Genomic DNA, 16748 nt, shown 5'->3' with positions numbered 1-16748 from the left:
CACGTCTAGCCTGCCATATATGCACAGTACCTAATGCCTTTTAAATCAACGAAAAGAGTCTCCATCACCACCAAAAAAGTGGTATGAAGACTCTTATAGATTTACGTTATTGCAAACAATTACGCTTCGAAATTGTAAAGTGGTGTGCTCAGGTAACGTTCGCCGTTACTTGGGATAATGACTACTACTTTTTTGCCAGGGCCTAAATCTTTGGCTACTTTAAGTGCGGCAAATACAGCAGCACCTGAAGAAATACCAGACAAGACGCCTTCTTCTTTAGCTACACGACGTGCAGTTTCGAAAGCTTCATCATTCTCAACGTGGATGATTTCATCATAGATATCTTGGTTCAGAATCTCAGGGATAAAGTTAGCTCCGATACCTTGGATTTTGTGAGGGCCTGGTTTGCCTCCAGCCAAGATTGGGGAAGCAGCAGGCTCCACAGCATAGATCTTAATATCAGGATATTGGCTTTTCAGCACTTCACCCGCACCAGTGATCGTTCCGCCTGTTCCGATACCTGCAATAAAAGCATCCAAAGGACCGCCGATGGATTCAATAGCGTCAATAATTTCAGGTCCAGTAGTCTCACGGTGAATCTTCACGTTCGCTTTATTCTTGAATTGCTCGGATGGGAAATAGCTTGGGTTCTCTTTCAGAATTTCGTCTGCTTTCTTAACCGCACCATTCATACCTTCCGATCCTGGGGTCAGCACCAATTCCGCTCCATATGCGCGAAGGAGATTACGGCGCTCCAAGCTCATTGTTTCCGGCATTACGATAACTGCCTTATAACCTTTAGCAGCAGCTACAAGTGCCAGGCCGATACCAGTGTTACCACTAGTAGCTTCTACAATCGTACCTCCTGGTTTCAGTAGACCTTCACGCTCAGCTTCTTCCACGATGCTGATTGCAATCCGGTCTTTTACGCTTGATCCCGGGTTCTGATATTCCAATTTCAAATAAATATCTGCGGAGCCTTCCTGTGCCAGACGATTCAAACGAACGAGCGGAGTACCTCCGATCAATTCTGTTACGTTGTTAACGACTTTAGCCATGAGCAAAAACCTCCTTAGAATGATAAATGCGATATAAGAACGTAAATTGTGACTTTATGCTTCTGTGTGTGGAGTTTAAATTGTTGACCACCGTCAGTTATTTCCGACTAAAACGGTAGGGTTTACGTTAATATCATATTATCAATCTTGCAGGCTGTTGTCAATATTTATTGACACCTCATATTTATTGCGTAAATTGCTTTCCACCTGCTGCAAGGGAGGGGCTTGCTCCAAAGCCAGCTCTTGACGTACAAGCGCCCGAATTTCTTTCTGATCTGGCATTTCTGGAGAGTGAATACTCTCCAAGCGAATAATGGCGAAGTCTTCCCCTGTCTCGATCGGACCGGCTATATCACCCACATCCAATCCAGCCGCAGTCTTTAACATTCCCTCTGGCCAAAAAGGGTCGTCTTCCTCTACTTTGCCTAAACTGCCTCCATGCTGCCGACTCTCTTCATCAATAGACACTTCCCTAGCCAAATCAGCGAAATCCTCACCCTGTTCCAAGCGATCCATTACCTGCTGACCTTCCTCATAGGATGAAACCTTGATCATAGAAAGCTGCATTTCCTTTTTTGGAACGAAGCGCTCGGCATTTTGCTCTAAATAAGCATCTATATCGGCATCACTGATTGTAATGCCCACCGTGGCTATCGCTTGTAAGGACAGACGATAAGCTGTCTCTGCGAACACTTCCTGACGAGATAATCCCAGCTGAGATTGCATTTGAGCATAATATTGCGCTTCTGATTCGTATCCAACTATAGTGCGTGCCAGTTCCTGCTTAACCTCATCGTCTGTCACGGTAATTCCTAAGGCCTTAGCTTCCATGTCCACGACAATATGGTTAAGCATACTGATTAACACTTCTTCTCCATGCTTTTTTTTGAGCTCATCCATCCACTGCTGATCCGTTATCGGTTGTCCGCCTGCAGTCGCTACATCCGGTGATTCATTGTCTGTTGTATCTCCTTTAAGTAGGGCCATGGCGCGCAAACTCCAGAATAATAGACCCCCGAGCATTAAAGTTGCAACAGCTAGAATAATAACCGTATTGCGAAGTGCACGTTCCTGTCTCGTCATCATCCCAATGCCCTACGAATTCGCTTGTTCTAAAATGACCTGTAAATCGTCCTTATTGAAAACATAAGCCTCATTGCAAAAATGGCATACGACTTCAGCCTGTTCATCTTCTGCAATTAATCTCTCCAGTTCATCCCGCCCTAAGCTAACCAATGTCTGCTCTACCCGCTCACGCGAACACTGACAAGCAAAGTTAATATCCAGTTCATCCATAACCACTGCATCCGGCAAAAGGTAGCGCAGCATTTCTTCTGGCTCCAGCCCCTGATCGAGAAGTGCTGTTACAGAAGGCATCGCCCCTACAGCTTTTTCAATCTCAGTAATCTCCGCATCTGTCAGACCAGGAAGAAGTTGAACAATAAACCCTCCAGCCACAATTACCGACTCATCGGTATCTACCAATACACCTAGGCCAACCGCAGCTGGAGTTTGCTCAGAAACCGCAAAATAATAAGTAAAATCATCGCCAAGCTCCCCGGAGATAATAGGAATACTACCTCGGTACGGCTCTTTCATGCCTAAATCTTTTATAACATCAATGAACCCTTCAGTTCCCACCGCTCCAGCTACATCCAGTTTGCCCATACTATTGCTCGGTAAATGAATGTGTGGATTATGCACATAACCACGCACTTCTCCCAATGCATTGGATTCTGCAACGATTTGTCCGATCGGTCCATTCCCTTTAACCATAATACTCAGCTTCTCACTACCCTTGAGCATAGCGCCCATCATGGCTGCAGCGGTAACTGTACGTCCCATTGCGGCTGTAGCCGTTGGATACGTATCGTGTCTGCGTCTCAGTTCTTCAACCAATTCAGTTGTGCGGACAGCAAACGCTCTCACTTTACCATTAAGAGCCGTGCCGCGGATTAGTCGATCCTTCTTTTTTTCCATTGGGTGCATAGCCCTCCTATCTCTTCGCCTTTTTAGGCTTCTTTATCTTTATTGGTTACGATCGTAAATAATTCTTAATCCTTCTAGCGTTAACATAGGATTTACTTCATCAATACAGTCCGTTTCACCCGCAATTAGCGAGGCGAGGCCTCCGGTCGAAATAACCTTCAGTTCGGGAGCGTTCATCTCGACTTTAATTCGTTTAACGATGCCCTCAACCTGACCCGCATAGCCAAAAATAATTCCGGCCTGCATCGCATGCACCGTATTACGCCCGATGACCTTTTTAGGCTTCTCCAATTCAATTCGCGGCAGCTTAGATGCCCGCTGGTATAATGCCTCTGTTGAAATGCCTAGACCAGGAACTATCGCGCCACCAAGATAATTAGCACCTGCATCAATGCAATCAAAAGTCGTAGCCGTACCAAAATCAACAACCACAAGTGGACATTTGTATTGTTCAATCGCAGCAACTGCATTAACAATCCGGTCTGCGCCAATTTCACGCGGATTCTCATAACGTAAGTTAAGCCCCGTCTTAATCCCTGGTCCAACAATCAATGGGTCTTTCCCTATATATTTAATACACATATCCTCAATAGTCTTAACCAGTGGTGGAACAACCGAAGATATAATTACACCTTCAACGTCTTTGACAGATATACCTGACATGTGAAAAAGATTGTGTATCATTACTCCATATTCATCCACGGTCGATTGGCGCGCAGTGCTTAGCCGAAAATGATGCAGCAATTCGCGTTTTCTATATACACCGAGAACAATATTGGTATTACCGATATCGACAGCAAGCATCATGACAAAGGCCCTTCCTTCTTAGCATTAAGGTCTAGACTGATATCCAGACTGGAGAAGGAGTACGTAAGGCGCCCGACAGAAATCACATCCACACCCGTTTCAGCAATCCCGCGTACGGTTTCTAACGATACATTTCCAGAAGCCTCTGTCTTAACATGCGGAGCTTGGGATTTAATCCTAGCCACGGCTTGCTTCATCATATCGTTAGACATGTTATCGAGCATTATAATGTCGGCACCTGCTGCCAGCGCCTCTTCGACTTGCTCTAAATTTTCGGTCTCCACTTCGATGCTCATCGTATGCGGGATGTTCTTCCGAGCACGACCTACAGCCTGCCGAATACCACCCGCGCCTTTGATATGATTATCCTTGATCATAACTGCATCATATAAGCCAAAACGGTGATTAAAGCCTCCACCAATACGAACAGCATATTTCTCCAGCATCCGGTGACCTGGTGTTGTCTTACGTGTATCCACTAAGCGAGTCGGTAATCCCTCCAGCACCTGCACGAAAGAAGCTGTACGTGATGCCACACCCGAAAGACGCTGCATCAAGTTAAGCGCAAGCCGCTCACCTGTTAGAATCGCATGTGTGCTGCCCTCAACCTCAATAATTACAGTCCCTTTGGTTACAGCTTGACCTTCTTCGACAAGGGCTGTAAAACTAAGCGCCGGATCCACAATTTCAAAGACCAGCTCTGCAATTGGGATGCCACAAATTATCCCATCTTCCTTGGCATGAATAATCCCTTTGGACTCATGGCCCACTGGAATCGTCATCTGCGTGGTTACATCTCCGGAACCAACATCTTCCCGCAACCAAGCCTTGATAGATTGTACTAGTTCTTCATTGTAACCATTAAACATCATCGCTTAATTCCTCCACTATTCCCAGTTCGCGAATTTGAAGCAGGTGCTTACGCCACTGATCATCATCCCGCTGCGGATAATCCTCACGGTAATGCGCCCCACGGCTCTCTTCCCGTGCCAGAGCAGACTCTGTCACAAGCAAACAGCAGGTCAGCATATTAGCAAATTCATATTCCTCACGTTTGGACAAAGCTGATCCAAAGATTGGCAGCTGTCGTTTTAATTCATCTAATCCTTTAAGTAACATCTCTTCGTTACGACGTAGTCCGGCATATCGAACCATTACCTTCTGTAGCTTCAAACGACGTTCCACAATAGCTTGAGTTGGCGAATCTACACGGCCCTCGTTACTGATAACCGATAAAATATCACGGTCCAGCGGGGAAAGCTCATGAATCCGATCAATAATACGCTGTCCAAATACAATGGCCTCAGATAAAGAATTACTAGCTAAACGGTTAGCGCCATGCAGGCCTGTGGAGGAAACCTCTCCGCAAGCAAACAGACGCGGGACGGTACTCTCTCCATTCAGATCGGTCTTAATCCCCCCCATCATATAATGCGCAGCAGGAGCCACTGGAATCCAATCACTTGTAATATCCAGTCCATAGCCCATACATGTCTCATATATTGTGGGAAACCGATGCTTCACCATCTCTGGAGATTCATGTGTAATATCCAAATAAACGAACGTTGATTTAGTAAGTTCCATTTCACTTACAATAGCTCGCGCTACAATATCCCGCGGGGCTAGTTCAAGCAGGTTATGATAACGCTCCATGAACCGCTCTCCATTAATATTGCGCAAGACTGCTCCTTCCCCACGCACAGCTTCGGAGATTAAAAATCTAGGAGCTCCTGGGTAACTAAGTGCTGTAGGATGAAATTGAATAAATTCCATATCTCGTATATGAGCACCAGCGCGATAGGCGATCGCTACACCATCTCCTGTAGCTACCTCAGGGTTGGTAGTGTATCGATATAATTGTCCTGCTCCACCAGAGCACAAAATGGTCGCATCCCCTTGCAGGAACAACCGTCCACCACCGGGCCGCTGCAATAATGCGCCTACACATTCGCCACCTTCAGTGATGAGATCGATAACATAATGATCATCCCAGACCTCAATATTCTCATGTTCCGCTACCTGTTCCGCCAATGCACGAACAATCTCATAACCAGTAGCATCCCCATTTGCATGCAAAATACGGCGGTGGCTGTGCGCTCCTTCCTGAGTCAAAGCCAGTACCCCATCTTCCTTATCAAACAGGGTTCCTAAGCGAATTAACTCATGAACGCCTTCCGGCCCTTCATTAACAAGTGCATCGACAGCTGTTGAGGAGCAAAGACCTGCACCGGCCATTAAGGTATCCTGCCGGTGGTATGCAGGGGAATCATCCTCAGCTATAACAGCTGCGATCCCCCCCTGTGCATAGCGAGTATTACTTTCCATTACTGATTTCTTTGTGATCATTATGACACGCCGATCTTCACTGGCTTTAATAGCCGTGAATAATCCGGCAATCCCTGAACCAATAACAATACAATCTGTCTTTACCGTAGGAATATCCCGAAGATCAAAATCAACCAAATATTGTGGAATCATGACCGCTTTTCACCTGTTTCAACGAAAGAGTAGCGCATGCTACCGGACTTGTAGCATGCGCTCTAGGGATGTTCTGGCTTTGTCGGCGACAGCAGGCGGTACATAGATTTGTGGCTTCATCGTCTCCAGGCATTTCACCAGTTTTTTTAGATTATTAACTTTCATATTAGGACAAACAAGAAATTTGGTAGCAAAATGGAATTCTTTATCTGGACTATCCTTACGAAGCTGATATCCGGTACCATCTTCCGTTCCAACGATAAATTGCTTACGATCCGATTTCCGGCAATACTCCAGAATTGATGTAGTGCTGCCTACATAGTCACCCATGGCCACTACTTCAGGACGACACTCTGGATGAACTACAAATTCCGCATCTGGATATTTTGCTCTCATCTCTACTACATCTTTGACGGTCAACATGTCGTGAGTGTTGCAATAACCTTCCCAGATAATCAGCTTCTTGCCCGTCTGATCTTGTACATATTGACCAAGATTCTTATCTGGGACCCAAATAATCTCTTCGGCGTCAAGGGATTCGATTACTTTCACAGCATTAGCAGAGGTACAACAAATATCGGTTTCTGCTTTAATCTCGGCGGACGAGTTGATATAAGTGACTACTTTAGCATTTGGATGTTGAGCTTTTAGCTTACGTAAACCGTCTACATTGACCATATCTGCCATTGGACAGCCTGCACGTTCATCAGGAATTAGGACGGTTTTGTTCGGGGCTAAAATTTTTGCACTTTCCCCCATGAAATGAACACCGCAGAATACAATAACTTCCGCATCTGTCTCTGCAGCCTTCTGAGCGAGTAAAAAAGAGTCGCCCCGGAAATCGGCAACCTCCTGAATTTCATCACGCTGATAATAATGAGCTAAAATGATTGCGTTTCGTTCCTTTTTAAGCTGTTCAAGACGTATACGAAGTTCTCGATTCTGTTCCTGCTTGCGCTCAAGCGCCAGAGCTTCCACCGATTGTTCTCCCCCTTAAATCCTCGCGGCTTTTCGCCGACATGATGTTATCAAATGGCATGCGCCATCATGGTGAAAAAATGAACATGCTGATATAAATAGTAAGTAATATTAATCACTAATGTACACAACGTTCCAGCCCCTGTCAATGTAACTGGACAGGCTTTAAGGCATAGAATCCCTTAAAAATTAAAATAAAAAATCCGGAGAACAGTTACGTTCTCCGGATAAATTTACATCATATGAATGGTGGACCCAATTAGGTAAGGCTAGTGCCCCCACCTTTGTTGTCATCATCGGAACCGTCATTACCCTCAGAATCAGGGTTATTCGGGATATCCTTTGATAAGTCAGGAAGTGTGGACTGTTCGTCCTCAGGCTTGCCTTGAATGCGAACTCGCACATCACCGATATTGTCGATGACAGGCTCGCCAACTTCATGGGCAACACCTTCGCCACCCTCTGGTTTACCATCCTCGGAAAGGAATCCTTGTTCAATCAGTTGTGTGATCTGATCAAGCTCAAGTGTTTCTTTCTCAAGTAATGTATTGGCAATCAAGTGCATTTCTTTGGAGTGTTTGATCAACAGATCTTTACAACGTTCGTAACTCGAAGTAATAAAGTTCTGCATTTCCTGATCAATCTCATAAGCAATGGAGTCACTGTAATTCTGTTCATGCCCAATATCACGACCTAAGAATACTTGACCTTGAGAAGATCCGAACTGCATAGGTCCAAGCTTATCGCTCATACCGTACTCCATAATCATGGCACGCACGATGCGCGTAGCCTGTTGGAAGTCACTGTATGCACCCGTACCGATCTCACCAATAAACAATTCTTCGGCAACACGTCCACCAAGTAATCCAGTAACCTTATCTAAAAGCTCCTGCTTGGTAACGATCATCCGATCTTCCTTCGGAAGCATAATAACGTATCCGCCTGCACGTCCGCGTGGGATAATAGTAACTTTATGCACCATATCGGCGTGCTCAAGGAAGTAACCAGCAATAGTATGGCCTGCTTCATGATAAGCTACAATACGTTTCTCGCGGTCACTGATCACACGGCTGCGTTTCTCAGTTCCTACGATAACACGGTCAATAGCTTCATCCACTTCAATCATGGAAATATCTTTACGGTTACGGCGTGCAGCTAGCAAAGCTGCCTCATTCAGCAGATTCTCCAAATCAGCACCTGTGAATCCGGTTGTGCGTTTAGCAACAACATCCAGTCTTACATCTTTCGTAAGCGGTTTGTTACGAGCGTGCACCTTAAGTACAGCTTCACGGCCTTTCACATCAGGACGGTCAACCGTAATTTGACGGTCAAAACGTCCTGGACGAAGCAATGCCGGATCAAGTATATCAGCGCGGTTAGTCGCCGCTACAATAATAATGCCTTCGTTACCACCGAATCCATCCATCTCAACCAGCAATTGGTTAAGCGTCTGCTCACGCTCGTCATGTCCGCCACCAAGACCGGCACCACGCTGACGACCCACAGCATCAATTTCATCAATGAAGATAATACATGGAGCATTCTTCTTAGCATTCTCGAACAAATCACGTACCCGAGAAGCACCGACACCCACGAACATTTCCACAAAGTCAGAACCGGAAATACTAAAGAAAGGAACGCCAGCTTCACCTGCTACCGCACGGGCAAGCAATGTTTTACCTGTTCCCGGAGGACCTACAAGCAATACGCCCTTAGGAATACGTGCGCCGACAGCTGCAAATTTGCGTGGATCTTTCAGGAACTCAACGACTTCGACAAGCTCTTGCTTCTCTTCGTCCGCCCCTGCAACATCCTCAAAGCTGATTTTCTTCTTCTCTTCATTATATAACCGAGCCTTGCTCTTGCCGAAATTCATGACTTTACCGCCGCCACCTTGCGCCTGATTAAACAGGAAGAAGAACAAGATGAACATAATTACCAGTGGGATAATTGAAGAAAGGAATGTCAGCCAAATGCTGGTACCTTCCATTTTCTTCTGAGTTAATTCAATCCCATTAACATCACTGGCTTGAATCAGTTCATTGATAGCGGCATCTGTAGGAGGAATATATGTGGAGAAGCTTTTCGATTTAGTATCGGCAGGCAGCTCTCTATACTCGCCTGTGACCAGAAAGGCATTACCCTCAAACTGAACCGTCAAATCCTTCACATTGTTGTTCTTGATCTCCTGCCGTAACTCGTCGTATCTAGGGAAATCGGCGGCTTCATTTCCATTGCTCACAAACTGGACAATACCCACCACGACTAAAAATAAAATCAAATAAAAACCAGAATTCCGGATGAACCGATTCATCCCCTACCTCCTCTCACAACACTCAAGTTATTGTACCATAGCCTCTTGGGACACCTCAAATAAAGGAAGTTGTGGGTATCCGATCCGTATGATCGAGGCAGTCCTTAGTTCAATTGGAATAAATCTCAGGTTTCAGTACTCCAACATATGGGAGGTTCCGATACCGCTCGGCATAATCCAATCCGTAGCCTACTACAAATTCGTCAGGTAACACGAAGCCTGTGTAGCTGGCTTCAAGATTAACAGTGCGGCCTGATGGTTTATCAAACAAGGTAACCACAGAGATAGTAGCAGCATTCCGGTTGCGGAGCAACTCAATTAAATAGCTGAGTGTAAGACCACTGTCAATAATATCTTCAACGATCAAGATATCGCGGCCTTCTACCGATACATCCAAATCCTTAATAATTTTGACTACTCCAGAGGACTTGGTGGATGCTCCATAGCTGGACACTGCCATGAAATCCATCTCAACAGGTACTGTAATGGCTTTAACCAAATCTGCCATAAATATAAACGCACCTTTTAGTACACAAATGACTAAAGGGGTACGACCTGCGTATTCTTCGCTCAGTGTTCGACCGAGCTCCTTAATTTTCTGCTGAAGTTCCTCTTCGGTGATCAATACTTCTTGAATATCGTTTTGCAACTTGCGAAACCTCCTAAGTTATACTATGAAAGACTTACTTCGACCATTACGTTTCTTCGCGGTCATCCAGCTCTGCCAGAGACAATAGAAGTACGGAGGTCGTGTGCCGCCCTACTGCGGCATGCATCGAGCGTCTTACGCCCGGAATCCAGACGATATTGCCCAAACCATCACAAACGAGGGGAATCAATGACCGTTCGGAAGCAGGTATTTTATCATCAATATAAATATCTTTTACCTTTTTGCTTCCGTTTAATCCCATGATCCTTATGGTATCTCCAGGCAATCGGGATCGTATCGTCAGTGGAAAGACCAGTTCATCACGGTCAAACCAAGCCGACATCTTCCCATAATCCTCCCCCTGTACAAAAAAGTTTTCTCTCTCCAGTACCGCCATCGACATCACCTTACCTATTTCCTCCAATTTAAGCTTAGAGTCCGGTAAAAACAGACGATATGTATAGCTTGCCTGTGGCGTCGTGGGCTTGGACGAGAACAAGATACTATCATATTGCCGCACACAAGTCAGGCCTCCACCCAAATCCAAGCTCCAGGTGGTGGGATAGCTCTGCAGCGTTCCCCGACGTACAGTTTCGATCTTGGGGAAATCAAGGGCAGATAAATCCGCCGACAGATAATTTAATATTAGTTTAATCAAACGCCGTTGTAAAGCGGAGGGTATGGCAGCAAATGAAGCTCTGTTAAAGGTGTATTTCCCATCCCCTTCCGAAACTAGCTCTTCAAAGCATTTTGCCGCAGACGTCTCCATATACTCATCTTCAGCTCCCGCAATTTCCGCAAGCTGTACGAGGGATTGCTTCACTCTGCCATTATACTTTTCCAGAAAAGGAAGAACTTCCAAACGAATGGCATTCCGCTTGTATTTCGTCAGCAGATTGGTGGCATCCTCAGCATAAGTGAAACCTTCATTTTGGCATAACCCTAAAAGTGCTGTTTTGTTAATACGTAGGAATGGGCGAATGAGTTCCACCTTTTTTTCTGTTCTTTTCCACTTGATACCCGACAGTCCAGATAAGCCACTTCCGCGTAATAGACGCATAATTACAGTTTCTGCCTGATCATCAGCATGATGAGCCAGAGCAACAGAACGCGCCCCATATCGGTGTGCCGTATCAATCAGAAATTCGTACCGCTTCTCACGTGCAGTACCCTCAGGACCAAGTCCACTCTCTTTAGCCAAGGAGGGAATATCGAATTCCGCAAACTCAAAGGGCAGTCCCAGTTCTTCAGCCATACCACGTACGAGCTCTGCCTCTTCCTTCGACTCCGGCCTAAATCCATGATTCACATGAGCACATATTAAGGTAAGCGGTATAAATTTTAAAGATATTTCATGTAAAACATGCAAAAGAGCCACAGAATCCGGGCCGCCGGAAACTGCGACTACAATGGTGTCATGGGGCGCCCACAGCTCATGCTCGGCTGCTGACTCCAATACAGACTCCACCAGTCCATTCATTTGCTCCATATGCGCCCCCCTCTCTCTCCAACTATATGTATGAGTTCAAAAACGGAATACCCAATAAATCGTAAAGGCGAGCAAAAACAAAGACAATGCGAATGCATTTTTTAACCACCGGGGGGTGTCCATACTATCCGGGCGCTTTCTGCGCGAGTTATAAATATGGTTTCGCCAGACCTCAGTAGCATCCGCAGAGCCTGAGAACCCCCCTTTTAACGCCATACAAATCCAGGAGGATAGTTTCTTATTGGGTAAATTTCTAGCCAGCTTAAATAATTCGTCCACACTTCTCGTCTGCGGCAGCTGTAAGGCTGCCTTTTTGAGCCCTTCTTCATTGAGCAAACGAAGACACAGCACAGCAAATGCGAAAAGATCGTAACCCTCATCGCTGATTCGACTGCCCGCATTCCAGAAACCACGATCATGCCATTCGGTAAACTGCTTCACACTACGACCAATAGGGCTTGTGCCCCCAAAGTCGATCAGTTCCACTTCACCGTATTTCGATACCATGACGTTCTCGGGCTTCAAATCACCGAACACAAATCCACATTCATGCAGTGTGCGCAGCTTTTCAAGCAGACCAAGACCTACCAGGCCTAACCAATCGGGACCGTTTTTCGATAAAAAATGATGCAGCGGTTTGCCTTCAACATACCTCATCACATAGAAGGGGATATTATCCCCATTCGCAAAATCATCCGCTTCCAAAAAATAAGAAGACAATGGATTCTCACGACGAGCCCGATGTTCATTCCGCTTTCGTCGCGATTGCAGCGAGGTCAGCACATTGATCTCCGATTGAAGTTCAAGTGTATCGTATCCGATTTTTAGCGCGTACCTTTCCCGTCTGCCTTCTCTTTGCACAAGATATACGGTTCCGTTCGCGCCCCTTCCCAGCATCCGCTCAACGACATAACGGTTACCCCGCCATTTGCCGTTAATTAAGGTACCAGTAGGATAGGACGGATTAGACGACATACCCACCAATCATCCCTTCTCTTTCGTCGTGGTCATCGCTTAGTCGGCGTCCACGATGTTCATCCAGTGTATCATAACGATAATGTTCAAGCACCTTGAAAATAGCTGGGCCAGTCGGCGTTGCGCCTCTCATGTGTAATTTAGAGAATAGCGTACGAATACCTGACATGTCATGCGTCCAATCTAGATCAAGCTTGGCATCTTCACTGCTGTTATTTCCGGGAAAATGAAACACAGCGATCTCACTCTTGCCTTCCCGTGCTTCTAAACTGAGTGCCAAATCGCGGATTGCATCTTCCACAGCACCCAGTTTAGGCTTCATACTGGCACTGGCATCGATAAGGAGTGCAATGCGCAGCGGCGTTGTTTCTGTCAGTTCATCTACAACTGTAACAACCTGTGAACGTTGAACAGGAGGCAGCTGATCCAGTGAGCCGTCGCCTAGTATCTTTTTTACCTCTTTATTAACCGCCTGCTGGATCGTCTGAACCACGGTCTTGCGTGTCATCATCTGAATCGTCTGCGCCAGTTGTGGTGTTCCGACTATTCGGCTAAGGCCTCCCCCGGCCTTGGCAATGTCGGCAATCTCCCGGCTGCCGATTTCACCGATCGTACCATAATCAACTACACCGACCACATTTACGGTGATTCCCTCCTGCAGGGCATGCGCCGCTGCCAACACCGGACTTTCTCCTACATTCGAACAACCGTCAGTAATGAGCATAATTTGCTTCATAACCCTCAACTCCCCCTTTGTTTGAACCTCTGTTTCTAGCATATCCAGAAATGAGAGATTTCAAACGGTCGATGTTAAGTGAGGAGTCTAGATCAAAACAGAGGGGGTTAGTGAATAGGGGAACTACGAGAAATGTTTGGGCTTTCGATCGCTGTTGTCCTCAGATTCCTTGATTAGAACCGCCTCTCGCGGTTGGAATCCGAGGACAAAGGCGAACGCTCCGCTTCTACAGCTCCAAACTTTCTCTCCGTTCCATACCTTCACTAGTAAACAGTTTAGATCTACAGATTCCGTCCCAAGTCAGCCGACCATTGAAACGAGAATAGTAGAGGCCGGCGAGTTACATGTCACGGACTCGCCTCGAATACCTCCATCAGCACGACACCTTACGCGTGCTACAAACCCACAAGCAACACGGCGCTTCGCGCGTGCCCCAAGCAGCACGATATCTTACGCGTGCCTTAAACTATACAAGCAACACGACGCTTCGCGCGTGCCTCCCAAGCAGCACGATATCTTACGCGTGCCTTAAACTATACAAGCAGTACGACGCTTCGCGCGTACCCAACATTAAAACCTACTAAACCTAAACCTAAACCTAAAATAACTAACTTACCGTACGCGGGCGCTCCATACGGCCGATGCCCGGCATATGCAGGCTGGACCATTCCGGATGGAAATGATCAAGACGGCTGACGACAATAGTCATGTCATCAAGGATCTCATTGCCCTGGTAACGGATCACTTTCTCCAACAGGCTGTCCGCTAAATCTTGAGGATCATCACCCTCAAGCTCTTGGATCATCCGTTTCATCCATATCTCCTTATTAACGGCATATCCAGGCGCATCATAAATACCATCGGTCATCATAATTAAAATATCGCCGGGGCGAAGCTGCATACTGATTAAATCCACATCAATATCTTTAATGATTCCTATCGGCAGATTGCTAGAGGTTATTGGAATGACCTCACTCCCCCTCCGGATAAAGCTTGGTGCAGAAGCAATCTTCATAAACGTTGTCTGCGCAGAATATTGATCGATTAAAGCCATGTCGACAGTAGCATAGAATTCATCAGGGGAGCGTAATAAAAGAATTGAGTTGACCGACTTTACAGCCAGCTTCTCATCCATTCCGGATTGCAGCAGCTTTTCTAACATGCCGAGTGCGGCACTGCTCTCCATCCTTGCCCGTTCACCATTCCCCATTCCATCACTGATGGAAACTGCAAAGGTGCCATTGCCAAGCTCTACGGTGCTGAAGCTATCGCCAGATAGCATATCTCCACCTTTAGAAACAACTGCCACACCCGTATTTACCTCAAAGGCTTTGGCTGAACCAAAGGTAACCATCGAGAGTCCTTCCCGGGGATGAACCGCCGTCTCACTCATGACAGCAATATTCTCATCCAGAATGTCGGAGAGGAGTGGGGCAATCATTTTACGGCATTCATCAAAACCGCGATTATAAGCGTGCACTACTTCTATTTCTACGCGTCCGGGGTCCAGACTTAAAATTTCAATGCCATGAATAGACAGTCCCAATTTCTCAAGAGCCTCGCGGATTTGCGCTTCCTGCCGATACATGGCCTGCCCCTCACGCTTAATTTCCTTGGCCAAGTCTTCCATAACCTGTGACACGCCGGACAGCTGCTCGGCAACAAATTGCCGACTATCGTATATTTGTCTTTTCCACCGCATATCATGTTGGTAGAGATCATATTGTCCCTTCATGACCTCAAGCACTTCACCGGTTTTGCCACAAATACGGCTCCATTCCGGTGGCAGCTGAGCAGCCGTAATATCAGGGCATTCCTCAACAGTTGTCATCATATCTGTCATGTATCTATATGTCTGATAGAATTTTGCATCCCAGCAGTGAGTACGGCGAATGCAGCCAGCGCAGGCTCCTTCTGTGACCGTATTCATAAAATCTTCCATTTCACGATCCGATTTGCCCACTTCTCCGGCACGTGGAATCTGACCAAAGCTACTGGAGAGCTGTTGGAATACCTGTGAGAATTGAGTGACCCGTTCTGCAGTCAGATCCCTGACCCTGCGGGCATATTCATGTTGAGATCGGCTATGATCTGACGTGCCCGGTACATATTTTGCTATCGCTGATATCATCGTTTTAGGCGTTATTAGAAACAGCACTACTGCTGCGCAGGTCTCCCATGTTGAGGCCATCATATCACCCGGACCCGTAAAATAGACGGAAAGGATCGTTGATCCTAGCAGCATGCCAATAGATACCGCACCCTTTCGCCCACCTTGCATCATTCCCGCTAGCATTCCGGAAAAAGCAAGCAGACTCATCTGATAGATAGCACTGATATCGGCCAGACTAAGGATCAACCCCGTCACCACCCCAACAGCTGCACCGAGGGGAGCGCCCCCTGCCATGGCAAAGAGCAGAATTAAATAACGAGACAATATATGCTCTAATGACAAACCATTAAGGGTCCATCCCACAAGGCCTGTCATTACGGAGGCTAACAGAATAATAAGGCATAAAACCTCCTCATTCCTCAGCGATCTGCTCTTTTGTTTGTAAGTTAGTAGAGGAAGTGCCTGAATGAACACAAGAGTAAGTACAAACCCAAGTAAAGCATCCAGAGTTGTCATCATAAAGGGGTACCAGGAAAGAGAAGGTCCGAGAACAATCTTGAACAGGCCAACCATAAACGAGGATACGAATACCATAAGGGGTGCATAGGACAAATCTATTCGTTCGAAACTTTCAAGCCCTCTATAAACAAGAAAGAAGATAATCAGTTCAGCCGTAGTAACCAAGGCACCCGGAAACGGAGTGAAGAGACTTCCAGCTATAATAGCACCCGCTACAGGTAAAATAGAGTCTCGACGCATAAACACAATGACGGCAAAATATGCGACAGCAAAAGGGGACAGCTCGTCCAGGATCATAGCTCTACCTAGCAGAAACCCCATAAAACTTAACAGAAGCATCCACTTCTTCGCTGTTATAAGCTGAATATAACGCTGCTTCTGACCCCAAGCTATAATACGCGTGCCTAAGGCTTGTCTCTGCTTCTTATCTTCGCTTCCCACTCTTGTCCACTCTGGCAAATTCACCACATTGCTTTTACTCATTACCCTACACCACCCGTTTAAGAATTTATGGTTCTCATTATATAGCGGGTCATTTGAGAAAGTTTGTCAGAAATGGAGGGACAGTCATAAGAAATTTCCGACAAAAAAGCCTTTGTTCATTATTCCTAAAAAAATAGAGCGATCCCTTGCGGCGCAGTAG

General features: G+C 46.2%; 13 protein-coding genes. All 13 read right to left on the bottom strand.

The genetic code is table 11. The annotated features are described in order from the left end of the window. Positions 1-119: 119 nt before the first annotated feature. The 13 genes from cysK to spoIIE all read right to left on the bottom strand — a co-directional run bounded on the left by cysK (position 120) and on the right by spoIIE (position 16588). Positions 120-1058 (bottom strand): cysteine synthase A, encoded by a 939-nt coding sequence (gene cysK / locus NYE72_RS00375; RefSeq protein WP_036678737.1) that lies wholly within the window; start codon positions 1056-1058, stop codon positions 120-122. Between the two features lie 141 nt (positions 1059-1199). Continuing rightward, positions 1200-2144, bottom strand: coding sequence for a peptidylprolyl isomerase (locus tag NYE72_RS00370; protein ID WP_081383712.1), 945 nt, complete (start codon positions 2142-2144; stop codon positions 1200-1202). A gap of 9 nt (positions 2145-2153) precedes the next feature. Continuing rightward, positions 2154-3038, bottom strand: coding sequence for an Hsp33 family molecular chaperone HslO (gene hslO / locus NYE72_RS00365; RefSeq protein WP_036678742.1), 885 nt, complete (start codon positions 3036-3038; stop codon positions 2154-2156). A gap of 48 nt (positions 3039-3086) precedes the next feature. After that, the gene (locus NYE72_RS00360) at positions 3087-3854 is read right to left on the bottom strand and encodes a type III pantothenate kinase (protein WP_036678745.1); all 768 of its coding nucleotides are present in this window, start codon (positions 3852-3854) and stop codon (positions 3087-3089) included. Further along, on the bottom strand, positions 3851-4726 hold the full coding sequence (nadC, locus tag NYE72_RS00355; RefSeq protein WP_036678747.1) for a carboxylating nicotinate-nucleotide diphosphorylase: 876 nt from the start codon (positions 4724-4726) through the stop codon (positions 3851-3853). Before nadC ends, NYE72_RS00360 begins: the two co-directional genes overlap by 4 nt. Next, positions 4716-6332 (bottom strand): L-aspartate oxidase, encoded by a 1617-nt coding sequence (nadB, locus tag NYE72_RS00350; RefSeq protein ID WP_036678750.1) that lies wholly within the window; start codon positions 6330-6332, stop codon positions 4716-4718. The genes nadC and nadB overlap by 11 nt, the downstream gene beginning before the upstream one ends. A 39-nt stretch (positions 6333-6371) precedes the next feature. After that, positions 6372-7310 (bottom strand): quinolinate synthase NadA, encoded by a 939-nt coding sequence (nadA, locus tag NYE72_RS00345; RefSeq protein WP_036678753.1) that lies wholly within the window; start codon positions 7308-7310, stop codon positions 6372-6374. Positions 7311-7569: 259 nt separating this feature from the next. Next, positions 7570-9624 (bottom strand): ATP-dependent zinc metalloprotease FtsH, encoded by a 2055-nt coding sequence (gene ftsH / locus NYE72_RS00340; RefSeq protein ID WP_038568034.1) that lies wholly within the window; start codon positions 9622-9624, stop codon positions 7570-7572. Positions 9625-9733: 109 nt separating this feature from the next. Beyond that, positions 9734-10273, bottom strand: coding sequence for a hypoxanthine phosphoribosyltransferase (hpt, locus tag NYE72_RS00335; RefSeq protein ID WP_036678757.1), 540 nt, complete (start codon positions 10271-10273; stop codon positions 9734-9736). Positions 10274-10319: 46 nt separating this feature from the next. Beyond that, entirely contained in the window at positions 10320-11762 is a 1443-nt protein-coding gene (tilS, locus tag NYE72_RS00330; RefSeq protein ID WP_038568032.1) for a tRNA lysidine(34) synthetase TilS, read from the bottom strand. Between the two features lie 36 nt (positions 11763-11798). Continuing rightward, positions 11799-12743, bottom strand: a complete 945-nt coding sequence (locus tag NYE72_RS00325; RefSeq protein WP_094902328.1) for a serine/threonine protein kinase — start codon at positions 12741-12743, stop codon at positions 11799-11801. Continuing rightward, positions 12727-13473 (bottom strand): VWA domain-containing protein, encoded by a 747-nt coding sequence (locus tag NYE72_RS00320; protein WP_038568031.1) that lies wholly within the window; start codon positions 13471-13473, stop codon positions 12727-12729. Before NYE72_RS00320 ends, NYE72_RS00325 begins: the two co-directional genes overlap by 17 nt. A gap of 607 nt (positions 13474-14080) precedes the next feature. Further along, complete coding sequence (gene spoIIE / locus NYE72_RS00315) at positions 14081-16588, bottom strand: stage II sporulation protein E (protein WP_076099918.1); 2508 nt, start codon at positions 16586-16588, stop codon at positions 14081-14083. Positions 16589-16748: the final 160 nt, after the last annotated feature.

This window comes from Paenibacillus sp. FSL L8-0333 (assembly GCF_037965665.1).
Taxonomy (GTDB): domain Bacteria; phylum Bacillota; class Bacilli; order Paenibacillales; family Paenibacillaceae; genus Paenibacillus_AQ; species Paenibacillus_AQ odorifer.
Note: the sequence above shows the minus strand (reverse complement) of the source record. Positions and strands in the feature narration are given on the sequence as shown.

What these genes read in the sequence shown, in the direction of transcription:
- spoIIE (WP_076099918.1), bottom strand. Translation starts at nt 16,588, where the DNA reads ATGAGTAAAAGCAATGTGGTGAATTTGCCAGAGTGGACAAGAGTGGGA.
- hslO (WP_036678742.1), bottom strand. Translation starts at nt 3,038, where the DNA reads ATGGAAAAAAAGAAGGATCGACTAATCCGCGGCACGGCTCTTAATGGT.
- nadC (WP_036678747.1), bottom strand. Translation starts at nt 4,726, where the DNA reads ATGATGTTTAATGGTTACAATGAAGAACTAGTACAATCTATCAAGGCT.
- NYE72_RS00370 (WP_081383712.1), bottom strand. Translation starts at nt 2,144, where the DNA reads ATGATGACGAGACAGGAACGTGCACTTCGCAATACGGTTATTATTCTA.
- ftsH (WP_038568034.1), bottom strand. Translation starts at nt 9,624, where the DNA reads ATGAATCGGTTCATCCGGAATTCTGGTTTTTATTTGATTTTATTTTTA.
- NYE72_RS00320 (WP_038568031.1), bottom strand. Translation starts at nt 13,473, where the DNA reads ATGAAGCAAATTATGCTCATTACTGACGGTTGTTCGAATGTAGGAGAA.
- cysK (WP_036678737.1), bottom strand. Translation starts at nt 1,058, where the DNA reads ATGGCTAAAGTCGTTAACAACGTAACAGAATTGATCGGAGGTACTCCG.
- tilS (WP_038568032.1), bottom strand. Translation starts at nt 11,762, where the DNA reads ATGGAGCAAATGAATGGACTGGTGGAGTCTGTATTGGAGTCAGCAGCC.
- nadB (WP_036678750.1), bottom strand. Translation starts at nt 6,332, where the DNA reads ATGATTCCACAATATTTGGTTGATTTTGATCTTCGGGATATTCCTACG.
- NYE72_RS00360 (WP_036678745.1), bottom strand. Translation starts at nt 3,854, where the DNA reads ATGATGCTTGCTGTCGATATCGGTAATACCAATATTGTTCTCGGTGTA.